Below are 12383 nucleotides of genomic sequence, written 5' to 3'. Positions count from 1 at the left end.
AGGAAGGGAAGAAAGGGGAGAAGGAGAGGGGGGCGTGGGGGTGGGTGGGGGTGGGGGGGGGGGGGGGGGGGGGTTTCCCCCTCCCCCCCCCCCCCCCCCCCCCCCCCCGACCCACGTGACCCCGCTCAGACGTCCCGGATCGGCGTCTTCACGACCTTCTTCATACCGGGGTTCTTCGTCTTCGGCTTCTTCGTCTTGCCGGGTTCCGGCTGCGGCTCAGGCTCCGGCTCGGCGGTCGAGCCGCCGATGCCGGAGTCGATCGCCGCCGTGACGATCAGGTTCCGCTCGTCGGACGAGATGACCTCGCCGTCGAGGAGTTCCTGTGTCACGGCCCGCACGTAGGTCACGAACTGGTCGTTCGACGAGTAGTCCGACTCGTCGTCGATCACGTCGTTGATCGTGCAGCCGTCGCCGGTGTCGCGGTTCTCGACCTGGCTGTCCGCCGTGCCGAGGAACACGGTGTCCCGGACGTCGGAGTCCGGGCAGGCGTCCGGGCCCGGCGGCGCGGCGACGATGGTGAACGCGCCGCCCTGTTCCGCGGAGACGTTGCCCGCCTTGTCCGAGGCGCGGTAGGCCAGCGTGTGCGTGCCCAGCGCGGTCACCTTCACCGGCGCGGTGTAGACCGTCCAGGGCCCACCGTCCAATGTGTACTCGATCTTGTCCACACCGGACCCGGTGTCCGTCGCGGTGAGGTTGATGGTCGCGTCCTCGATGTAGGACCAGCTTCCGTCCAGATCGCCGCTCACCACCACCGAAACGGCGGGCGCGGTACTGTCGTCGCCCTCGACGACGATGAACGTCGCCGTGCCTTCCGCCGAGACGTTGCCCGCCTTGTCGGTGGCGCGGTACTTCACGGTGTGGGCGCCGACGACGGTGAGCGCGAGCGGCGCCGAGTACACCAGCCACGGCCCGCCGTTCAGCTGGTACTCGACCTTGCCGACACCTGAACCGGCGTCGGTCGCCGTGAGGGTCACGGTCGCCTTGCCGACGTAGTTCCCGGCGGCGTCCTTGGTCCCGGTCACCTCGGAAGTCACCGTCGGAGCGGTGGTGTCACCGCTGACGATCGTGAAGTGCGCCATGCCTTCCGGCGACACATTGCCCGCCTTGTCCGAAGCGCGGTACGAGACCATGTGCATCCCCGGCGCGGAAACCGCGACCGGGGCGGCGTACGCGGTCCACGCGCCTTCGTCCACTTTGTACTCGACCTTGTCGACGCCGGTGCCGGCGTCGGTCGCGGTGAGTTTCACGGTGGCGGTGTCGAGGTAGTTGCCCGAAGCGTCCTTGTTCCCCGTCACCTCGGCGGTCACCGTCGGCGGAGTCGTGTCACCGGGTTGCCCGGTGACGACGGTGAACGACGACATCCCTTCCGGCGAAACGTTCCCGGCCTTGTCGGAAGCCCGGTAGTGGACCATATGCGCCCCGGCCGCGGAAACCACCACGGGCGCCGTGTACGCGGTCCAGGCGCCGCCGTCGAGCTGGTACTCGACTTTGTCCACACCGGACTGACTGTCCGAAGCGGCCAGGTTCACCGTGGCGGAACCGACATAGTTCCCGGCGGTGTCCTTGGTGCCGGTGACGTTCGCGGTCACCGTCGGCGGAGTGGTGTCGGCTCCGCCGCCGTCGGTGACGACGAACTCGCCGAACATCTTGCCGTGCCCTTGGATCGTGCAGTAGTACCGGTACTTCCCGGGGGTCAGCGTCACGGTCGCCTGGTGCTCGCCGTTCTTCTCGTCATAAGGGTTGGCGACGAGGTTAAGGGTGACGTCGTGGTTGTAGCCGGGGGTCGACGTGTCGAACGTCAACGTGTGCGACATCGTCGAACCGAGGGCTTCGGTGTTCTTGAACAGGATCGTGGTCTCGCCCGCCACCGCGGTGGACGGCGCGCTGAGGTAGTGGTCGGTGCTGTCGCCCGCGGTCCATTCCAGGGTCTGGACGGGGGCGGCGACGGCGGGGGCCGAGGAACTCGGTAACACCAGGCCCAGTATCGCGAGCGCCGCGACGAGCAGCGTCGCGACGAGGGTTCTTGGGGACATCGCAGGGAAACCTTCCGTACGGGGGAGACCGGCCGGGCGCGAGGGAGGACGCGCCCGGCCGGCTTTCGCGCTACAGCTGCCGCACCCGGATGTTGCGGAATTCCATCAGGTCGTTGTCACCGTGGTTCTGCAGACCGATGAACCCGCTGACGAACTGCCGGAAGTCGGTCGACGGGTCGCCGGCCCGCGACGAGTTGATCCCCGGCGCGTTCTCGAACTCGTTGATCACGACACCGTTGCGGATGATCGTGTACTTCTGGCCGACGACCTTGATCTCGTACTCGTTCCAGGTCCCCTTCGGCTTCACGCCCGCCTGGTCCAGCGGCCGCGGGTCGAAGTTGTAGATCGACCCGGTCTTCTGCGGTTCGCCGGTGGCCCCGTCGTACAGCTGGACCTCGTGACCGCAGTAGATCGCGACCCACGCCTGCGACGTCCTCGCCGAACCGACCGTGCCGCAGCTGCCCGGCGGACGCTGCTCCACCGGCGTGCGCGGATCCGGGAACCGGACGAACACCCCGCTGTTGGCACTGCCCGTCGGCGCGATGTCCTTGAACTGCAGCTTCACCGAGAAGTTGCCGAACTGCCGTGCCGAGTACCACAGCATGCCCAGCCCGCCCGACGGTCGCAGTGACCCGTCCGGCTGGATGGCGAACTGCCCGGACGGCGCCTGCGACCAGTTGCGGAACGATTCGGGCGTGCCGTCGTAGATCGCGTCGTAGCCGGTGACACCCTTGTTGCCGATGGGCGACGCGGCGGCCGCGGCGTTGATCTTGTCCGACTCGGCCGCGTTCAGCACCCCGAGGTCGCCCAGCCGGTCCACGGCCTGGGTGACGTGGTTGACGAAACCGGCGTGGGAGGTCCACGTGCTCTCGTCGTCGATCATGTCGTCGACCGTGCAGCCACCACCGGCGTTCCGGTTGGTCACCGCGGTGTCGGTGTCGCCGATGGTCACCGTGGCACCGGAATCCGCCACGAGACACCCGACGCTCACCGAGTTGCGCGCGGTCACCGTCTCGCCGTTCGCGTAGGTCACGGTCAGCTTGGCGGTGTACAGACCCGTGCGCGGGTAGGTGTGCCGCGGGTCGGGCTGCGTCGAGATCGTGCCGTCACCGAACTCCCACCTGTAGGAGACGCCGCCGGACTTCGACCCGGTGAAGGCCGCGGTGAGCGGCTTGTTCTGCACCATGGTCGACGTCGCCGCGGCCGACGGGGTCGCCTCGCCGCCGGTGTAGCTGATCTTCAGCAGCTTCTGGTTGTTGGTCAGGGTGAAGAAACCGCCGCCGTAGTCGAGCACGTACAGCGCGCCGTCCGGCCCGAACTTGGCGTCCATCCACTGGTTCAGCTTGGTGTCGCCACCACCGGTCGGGATGATCTGCCGCACGGTCTCGGCGAACAACGGCGGATCCTGCTTCGAAACGGCGTTCGGGTCGACGGTGACCGCGATCCGGTTCTGCCCGTTGCTCTGGTCACCGATGAACCACTTGTCGTTCCAGTAGGCGGGCCACGCGACGCCGCTGTTGGTGTTGACCAGTTCGCGGTGGTACGTCGGCCCGGTCATGACCGCCTGGCCGCCGCCCTTGAGGTAGGGCTGCGTGTAGGTGGCCTCGGCCGCGTTGTACGTCGGGACGGAGCTGTTGGGCCGGTTGGGGAACACCGGTCCGCCGCCGTCCGGCGAGTACCAGATCATGTTCTTCTTGACCGGCGGCAGGTTCACCAGGCCGGTGTTGCGCGGCGAGGTGTTGACCGGGTTGTCGCAGTCGTACCAGCCGGTGAGGACCGCGGCGTCGGTGCTGCTGCGGTCACGGTAGGGCTGCTTGTCGCCCATGCAGTACGGCCAGCCGTGGTTGCCCGCCTCGGTGATGATCGTGGCGGTCTCGTACTTGGCCGGGCCGAGTTCCGGGCTCGGCGAGGTCGCGTCCGGGCCGACCCAGGCCGCGGTCAGCCAGTTGGTCTTCTTGTCGACTTGCAGACGCGAGATGTTCCGCACGCCCATCACGTAGATCTCGGGCCTGGTCTTGTTCCCGGGATCGTTCGCCTCGGGGAACAGGTTGCCCGCCGGGTTGGTGTAGGTACCGTCCGCCTCCGGATGGATCCGCAGGATCTTCCCGTTGAGGTCGTTGGTGTTACCGGCGGTGCGACGTGCGTCCTGGAACGAGACGCCCTTGTAGTCCTGGGTCCAGTTGTTGCCGGAATACCCGTTGGAGCCCTGCGACGAGTTGCTGTCACCGGAACCGATGTAGAGGTTCCCGCCGGAGTCGAAGTCCATGCCGCCACCGGCGTGGCAGCAGCTGTGGATCTGGACGTCCCACGACAGCAGGTCCTTGCGGGTCGCCTGGTCCAGCGTCTGGTTCTTCAGGTCGTAGGTGAATCGCGAGACCGTGCGTTTGCCGATCCGCTTGTCGATGTCGATCGACGCGTGCGGCATCCAGTAGGCGTACACGAAGCCGTTCTCGCTGAACTTCGGGTCCAGCACGAGACCGAGGAGGCCTTCCTCGTTCTTGACCAGTTCGTCACCGCTGCCGCGGTTGCCCATCACCTTCAGCGTGGTGAGCAGCTTCGGCTTCTTGGTGACCGGGTCCCACTGGTGGATCGTGCCGCAGCCGGCGCCGATCTCGGGGTTGGTCCAGTCGTTCGGCGCGGGCACCACGTTGCCGGCGCAGGCCGCGCGGCCGATGTAGAAGACCCGGCCGTTCGGCGCGATGGTGAGCCCGTGCGGCTCGCCCATCTGATCCAGCTGGCCGGGCTGGTTGATCCCGGTCAGGCGTTCGACCTTGTAGTTGGCCGCGATGCCCGCCTTGCAGTCACCGCGCACCATGCCCGTGGTCCACTTCAGCGCGCCGAGGAGGTGGCTGCGGAACTGGGCTTCGCCGTAGCTCGCCTCGGTCCGGCCCATCCCGGTGTAGAAGGAGCGGCCGCCGTCGTAGTCACGGCACCACGAGATCGGGTGGAAGGCGCCGTTCGCGCCGACTCCCGGCTTGTAGGTCGATTCCTCGACCTGCGCGACCGTGTGCACGGTGCCGACCGGGTTGACCTCCCAGTTGAGCCACCGGTCGGTGCGGACCCACTTCTGCGGCAGGCCCGCGGTGGCCGGGTTCGCCTTGTCGAGGACGTCGACCGTTGCCTCGGCCGGAGGGCTCTCCGGCGGCGGCGGGGTGGTCGAGTTGTCCTTGTACAGCTTCCAATCCGCCAGCTGGATGAGCGGGTCACCGGCGTTGGCGGTGATGTTCAGCCGGTAGTTCGCGTACGCCGTGGTGTTGGCGAAGGTGAACTTACGGCTCACGAACCGGTCGGCGAACGTCTCGTTGGTGCGAGTGTCCAGATCGGTCCACGTGGTCCCGTCGTTGGAGCCCTGCAGGGTCCAGCTCTTGGGGTCACGCCCGGGGAAGTCGTTGGCCGAGACGAGGTCGTAGCTGCTGACGGCGACCGGGGCGGCCATCTTGTAAGCGACCCAACCGGTCGGCGAGAACGTCAGCCACTTGGTGTTCTCGTTGTTGTCGGCCAGCTTTTCCTTGCTCTCGTTGGGCGGGTTCTCCGCGCTCGCGGTGACCGAGGCGACCGCCTCCGGCGTGGGACGCGCCCCCACCGGGCGGGCCCCGATCAGCCCGGAGAACCACTGCGAACCGTCCTGGGCCCGCGCGGCGTCGGACAGGCCGAGGAAGCCGCCGCCGGCCTTCATGTAGTTCTGCAGCGAGGTTTCCTGGTCACGGTTCAGCGTGATGCCTTGCGCGGACAGGAAAACGACGCCGCGGTACTTCGCGAGGTTCGCCTGCGTGAACACCGCGGGGTCCGAAGAGGACGAAACGGAGATCCCGTTCGCCTGGCCCAGGCTCGCGATCGCGTCCGTGGCGCGCAGGACGGGGTCCTTCTGGTCCGCGGCGGTGCCGTGGAAGACCAGGACGTTGATCGGGACGTTCGTCGCGGCTTCGGCGGTCGCCGGTGCGATGGCCAGCGGAAGCCCGGAGGTGACGACGGCGCCGACCGCCAGCGCGGCCAGTGACCGTCTGCGGAGCCGACGTTGCGAAAAGACTCGTCTCAAGTTCTCGCTCCTTTCAAGACTGGTGGTGTGAGTGAGCCGAGGCGCCGGTGGCGTTCGGAGTGGACGTCGGGTGCTGATGTCCCTTGAAGCGGTCGATCGCCTCCTGGGCGCCCGCGGGCATCCCGCCGTCGGCGTTGCGGACCAGGAACACCCCGGACATGCCGTCGTCCGAGTGCTGCTGGACGTGGCAGTGGTACATCCACGCGCCCGGCCCGACACCGTCACCGGCGATCACCTGGAACCCGAAGGAGTTGCCGGGGTCGAGGGTCTTGTTGTCGAGGATCGGAGCGTTGTCCGTCGCGCTGGTGAGCATGCCGGTGCGGGTGTCCGCCCAGCGGTGCGCGTGCAGGTGGAAGGTGTGCATCAGGTTGCCGTGCCCGATGCAGATGAACTCGACGCGTTCGCCGAGGTTCGCCTCGAAGATCGGCGTGTTCGGGGCGATCTGGTGGTTGATCCACATTTCGGTGAACACCACGGTGAACTGCTTGCTGGGCAGCAGATCCCCGCGTTTGCGCACGATCAGGCCGCCGTAGAGGCCCTTCATCAGGCCCACGGTGCCGTGGTCGCCGCCGAACGCGTGGTCGTGGTAGTGCCAGTACCCCGCGCTGCCGGGCATCCAGAAACCGTTGGCCGCCTGATACGCCGTCCGGGTCTTCCAGGTGTAGGTCTTGGTCTCGTAAGGCTTGTTGAAGGAGGCGTTGAACGGCGAACCGTCCGACTTGGTGTCGTAGTTGACGCCGTGCGGGTGGATCGAGAGCCGCTGGTCGGTGTTGTTGACCAGCTCGATCACCAGTGTGTCGCCTTCGTAGCACTCCAGGAGCGGCCCGGGGATCGTCGGCTTGCCGGGCTCGAGCCCGTAACCGACCCGGGTCGAACCGGGAACGTAGTCGGCGTAGATGGTGATGTTGCGGGTCATCCCGGCCGCGGCGGCTGGTGCCGAACCGGCGCTCGCGCTTACCACGACCGGGGCGATGACCCCGGCCGCGGTGCCCGCGAGCATCGATCTGCGGGACAGCCCGCGGTTGTTCTTGTCCATTGTGGATTCCCCAGCTAGAAGCGGACGTTACGGAGATAGGTGAATCCGGTCTGGGCGGTGCTCAGGGGATCCGTGGGGTTGTCGTGCTCGACGATGTATTCGGCGAGATGGGGACGGGTGTGCCGGAAGACGCGCGGGAAGTCGATGACGCCCTTCCCGGGGTCGACCATCCGGCCGTCCGCCGTCCGGTCCTTGACGTGGTACTGCACCACGCGCGGGCAGTGCCGCCGGTACAGCGAAACCGGGTCCATCCCGCCTTCCACCGCCCAGAACAGGTCGATCTCCAGGTGCACGTAACGCGGGTTTGTGTTCCTGGTGAGCACGTCGTACGGGCGCACGCCGCCGATGGGTGCGAACTCGTGCGCGTGGTTGTGGTAGCCGAGCGGAATACCGGCCTGGCGGAACTTCCGTGCCGCCGTGTCCATCCGGCCGGCGAACCGCCGCCAGCCGTCGATGGTGTCGAAGTTCGCCCACGGCACGTTGGCGCGGGTGTTCCCGAGGATCTTCGCGTCCGCGATGGTCTTGTCGAGGTCACCGTCGATGCCGACGTGCGTGGACGTCGCCTTGAGGTGGTTGCTGTCCAGCAGACCGCGGAACTCCTCGGCCGTGCGGCCGTAGGTGCCCGCCAGTTCGACCTTCCGGTAGCCGATGTCCGCCAGCGCGGACAGGGTTCCCGGCAGATCGGCCTGCAGCGCGGTACGCAGGGAGTAGAGCTGGACGCTGATCTTGTCCACCGGAACACGGCCTCGACCGTGGTGGCCGTGTCCCTGGGTCTCCGCCACGTCCGAGGTGGTGGCGTCGGCGAGGCCCGGCAGGGCTACCGCCGCACCCACCGCGACCGCCGCCGTCGCCGCGCCGCGGAGGAGTGCCCGTCGAGAGTGGAACCGCTCAGCTTCTTCACCGCACATGAAACCGCCCTCACTTCTGGTTGCTGAAAGCCGCGTCGAAGGCCGCCGACGGCTTGTCGAACAGGAGCCCCCGCAGAAAGGTCACGGCTTCCGCCGCGCCCCGGAGCCGGTCCATGCCGGCGTCCTCCCACTCCACCGAGATCGGACCGGCGTAGCCGATCGAATTCAGTGCGCGGAAACAGTCCTCCCAGGGCACGTCGCCGTGCCCGGTCGAAACGAAGTCCCAGCCGCGTCGGGGATCTCCCCAGGGGAGATGCGAGCCGAGCCGTCCGTTCCGTCCGTCGAACCGCTTCCTGGTGTCCTTGCAGTCCACGTGGTAGATCCGGTCGGCGAAGTCGAGGATGAAGCCGACCGGGTCGAGGTCCTGCCAGATGAAATGCGAAGGATCCCAATTGAGCCCGAATGCCGGACGGTCGCCGACAGCTTCGAGCGCACGTTTCGTGGTCCAGTAGTCGTACGCGATCTCCGACGGGTGGACCTCATGGGCGAACCGCACGCCCACCTCGTCGAAGACGTCGAGGATCGGGTTCCACCGGTCCGCGAAGTCGGTGTAGCCGTCGTCGATGACCGCCTGCGGCACCGGCGGGAACATCGCGACGTACTTCCAGGTCTTCGAACCGGTGAAGCCGATCACCGTGTCCACCCCGAGTTTCGCCGCCGCGCGGGCGGTGTCGGCCATTTCCTTCGCCGCCCGCCGCCGGACGCCTTCCGGTTCACCGTCGCCCCACACCCTGGACGGGATGATCGCCTGGTGGCGTTCGTCGATCGGGTCGTCACAGACGGCCTGCCCGACGAGGTGGTTGGAGATGGCCCACACCTTGAGGCCGTGCTCGGCCAGCAGCTTCAGGCGGCCGGGCACATAGTCCTCTTCGGACAGTGCGCGGTCGACCTCGAAGTGGTCGCCGGAACACGCGATCTCGAGGCCGTCGTAGCCCCACTCGCTCGCGAGCCTGCACACCTCGGTGAACGGCAGATCCGCCCACTGGCCGGTGAACAGCGTGATCGGACGGCTCATCAGTTCTCCTCGAAGGTGATCGCGTCTACGTCGAACAAGCCGCCGGAACCGCCCTTGAACACGAGGAACAACGGGCCGGTCCCGCCGGGGTCGGTGATGGCGGACGCCGGGATGTCGGCATAGGTGTCCCAGCCGCCGGTGTTGGCGACGGTGACCGTCTGGACCAGCGGCCCCTCCACCGCGCCCGAATGGACCTCGATCGTGCCGCCGGCCCCGCCGGAGGAGACCCGGTAGCCCATGCCGCGGACACCCACGAGGTTCACCGGGTCGAATTTGATCCAGTCACCGGATTCGATGTGCCCGACGCGTTTGCCGCCGCTGGCGCCGTCGTGCCCGACGACCTCGATCCCACTGGACTGGGTGTAGAACTCGGCCTGTTTCAGGTTGGGCTGCAGGACGGATTCCGCCTCGCCGGTGAGCGCGGGCACGCCGTTGCCACCGCCGTTGTCGGTGTAGCCGGCGTTGATGACACCGAAGACGTTGGCGTCCGCGCCGTGTCCTTCGTCGGCGGGGGTGGCGATGGTGCCCTCACAGCCGGTCGCGCGGCTGAGCGGATGCCCGTGACCCTCGTGGCCCAGGATGTATTCGACGGTGACCTTCGAGCAGTCGATCGGGTTGTCCTCGGCGTCGGTGACCTCGACCTTGAACGGGACCGTGTCGCCGAAGCCGAACACACTGCCGTTGACCGGCGTCTTCAGCGTGACCACCGGCGCGGTGTTGCCGACGGTGACCACCACGCTCGCCGCCCCGGTCAGCCCGGTGGCGTCGGTGACCGAAAGCTTCGCCGTGTACTGGCCGTTCGCGGTGTAGGTGTGCGAAACCGGGGCCGCTTCGGCGGAGTCGGTGGTGCCGTCGCCGTCGAAGTCCCAGGCGTAGGTCAGTGCCTGGCCGTCGGGGTCGTTCGTCCCCGCCGGGTCGAACTTCACGGTCAGCGGCGCCTGCCCGGACGTCTTGTCCGCGGCCACCTGCGCGATCGGCGTCCGGCGTCCCTTCGTGTAGTCGATGCGGTAGACGGCGGATTCCTTGGAACCTCCGAAGTAACCGGTGCCGTAGTCGAGGACGTACATGGCACCGTCCGGGCCGAACTCGACGTTCATCGGGCGGACGAGGTCCATCGAGTCGAAGAACGGCTTGATGGCGCCGCGTTCCCCGTTCGGCCCGACGGTGATCTCCTTGATCCAGCTACGTTCCCATTCGTAGGCGAAGGTCTTGCCGTCGAAGTACTCCGGGAACTTGGTCTGCGACGGGTTCTTCGCGTCGTAGTGGTAGACCGGGCCGCCCATCGGCGACTCGGGGCCGGTGCCGAACTCGGGAACGGAACCGCCGTCGTAGGGGATCCACGCCTTTTCGACCGGCGGCAGTTCGGTCAGCCCGGTGTTGCGCGGGCTGGTGTTCTTCGGTTTGGCGCAGTCGAACGCCGCACCCGATTGTCCGGTGGCGAAGTCGTAGTCGATGAACGGCTGGTTGTCGCCGACGCAGTACGGCCAGCCGAAGTTGCCCGGCTTCTTGATCAGGTTGAACTCGACCGTGCCGCCGGGACCGCGCTTGGGATCGGCCGCACCCGCGTCGGGGCCGTAGTCGGCGAGGTGGATCCAGCCGGTCTTGCGGTCGACGGCGAACCGGAACGGGTTGCGGAAGCCCATCGCGTAGATCTCGGGCTTGGTCTTGGCCTTGTTCTTCGGGAACAGGTTGCCCTTGGGGACGGTGTACTTGCCGTTCGCTCCGACCTTGATCCGCAGCACCTTGCCGCGCAGGTCGTTGGTGTTGCCGGACGTGCGCTGCGCGTCGTAGACCGGGTTGCGGTCGGCGCGTTCGTCGATCGGGGTGTAGCCGTCGGAAGAGAACGGGTTGGAATCGTCCCCTGTGGACAGATAGAGATTGCCCTGTGCGTCGAAGTCGATCTCGCCACCGGCGTGGCAGCAGATGCCGCGTTCGGCCGGGACCTGGAGGATCTTCTGCTCACTGGCGAGGTCGAGGTTGTTGTCGGTGGTGAGTTTGAACCGCGAGAGCTGGTTGTAGCCCTTGAAGGGTTCGAAGTCCGCCGGCGTGCCGTTCTGCGGGGCGTCACCGGCGGGGGTGTTCAGCTTGGGCGCGTAGTACAGGTAGACCCAGCGGTTCTTCGCGAAGTCCGGGTCGATGGCGACACCCTGGAGGCCGTCCTCGTCGTGGTTGTAGACGGGGATCGTCGCGGCCGGCTTCGTGGTCGCGCCGGAGCTGGTGTACCAGACGCGGCCGTCACGCGAGGTGTGCAGGACGTCGCGGTTGGGCAGCACGGAAAGCGCGATCGGCTCGCCGGTCTTCTCTTCGCCCTTGGCGAGGGTGATCTGGTCGAAGTCCGCGTCGACCGGGGTCTCATCCTGCTTGGCGCAGCCGGCCTCGCTCAGCTTGGTGGCGTACTTGATACCGCCCGCCAGATGCTTGCGGAAGGCCGGTTCGGTGTAGGACTCCTTGGTGTGCCCACCGCCGGTGTACCAGGAACGGCCGCCGGAGTTCTCGTGGCACCAGGCGATCGGGTGATCGCCCATGGCGCCGTCACCGGGCCGGTAGCTCTTCTCGTCCAGGCTCGCGAGCACGTGGACGTTGCTTCGCGGGTTCTCGCGATAGTTGTACCACTCGTCGGTGCGCGGCCACGTCTCCGGAAGATCCACAGTGGACACATGGTCGTGGTCTTCGACCTTGACGTTCGCCCGCTGGATCCGCGGGTGCGACTTGAAGTACGCCCCCACCAGCTCGCCGTACCAGGGCCAGTCGTACTCGGTGTCGGAGGCGGCGTGCACGCCCACGTACCCGCCGCCTCCCTTCACGTATCGTTCGAACGCGGCCTGCTGCTCCGCGTTCAGCACGTCACCGGTGGTGGAAAGCCAGACCACCGCGTCGAAGCGCTTGAGGTTCGCGTCGGTGAAGGCCGCCGCGTCCTCGGTGGCTTCCACCCCGAAGTGGTTCCGCGCACCCAGTTCCTTGATCGCCTTGATCCCGTCGGGGATCGAATCGTGCCGGAAGCCCGCGGTCTTGGAGAACACGAGCACCGTCGCCACTTCATGCGCCGATGCGGTTTGCACCGGTAGCGCGACGCCTGTCAGAGCCGTGACCATGGATGTGACGAGCACACCCAGTCGTCGTTTCAAAGACATAGCAGTAGCGATCCTTTCGATGAGCGGCGGCGATCAAGGAAGGAGAGCGGAGCGAAACGCCTTTCTGTGCAGGTGGAGAGGGAGGGTGGCAGGTGGGTGGTGGGGCGCGGTGGGGGGGGGGGGGGGGGGGGGGGGGGGGGGGGGGGGGGAGGAGGGGGGGAGAGGGGGAAGGCGGCGGAGAGGCGGACCAGACTCCACCGAGCCAGGGAACGACACCGCGAAAG

At 67.4% G+C, this 12383-nt stretch carries 6 protein-coding genes; all 6 read right to left on the bottom strand.

Annotated features, from left to right (window positions below):
* Positions 1-125: 125 nt before the first annotated feature.
* Positions 126-2033, bottom strand: coding sequence for a cupredoxin domain-containing protein (locus ACZ6DT_RS33005; protein WP_465602637.1), 1908 nt, complete (start codon positions 2031-2033; stop codon positions 126-128).
* Between the two features lie 70 nt (positions 2034-2103).
* Complete coding sequence (locus tag ACZ6DT_RS33000) at positions 2104-6069, bottom strand: ThuA domain-containing protein (RefSeq protein WP_465602635.1); 3966 nt, start codon at positions 6067-6069, stop codon at positions 2104-2106.
* Positions 6070-6082: 13 nt separating this feature from the next.
* Entirely contained in the window at positions 6083-7105 is a 1023-nt protein-coding gene (locus tag ACZ6DT_RS32995; protein WP_465602633.1) for a multicopper oxidase domain-containing protein, read from the bottom strand.
* Positions 7106-7119: 14 nt separating this feature from the next.
* Positions 7120-8013, bottom strand: a complete 894-nt coding sequence (locus ACZ6DT_RS32990; protein ID WP_465602632.1) for a sugar phosphate isomerase/epimerase family protein — start codon at positions 8011-8013, stop codon at positions 7120-7122.
* A 10-nt stretch (positions 8014-8023) separates the two neighbouring features.
* A complete protein-coding gene (locus ACZ6DT_RS32985; RefSeq protein WP_465602630.1) occupies positions 8024-9028 on the bottom strand; it encodes a sugar phosphate isomerase/epimerase family protein in 1005 nt (334 codons plus the stop codon).
* Positions 9028-12120, bottom strand: coding sequence for a ThuA domain-containing protein (locus ACZ6DT_RS32980; protein WP_465602628.1), 3093 nt, complete (start codon positions 12118-12120; stop codon positions 9028-9030). The genes ACZ6DT_RS32985 and ACZ6DT_RS32980 overlap by 1 nt, the downstream gene beginning before the upstream one ends.
* Positions 12121-12383 lie beyond the last annotated feature (263 nt).

It is taken from the genome of Amycolatopsis sp. NPDC041971 (assembly GCF_055588925.1).
This window is presented reverse-complemented; position numbering and strand designations above follow the sequence as displayed.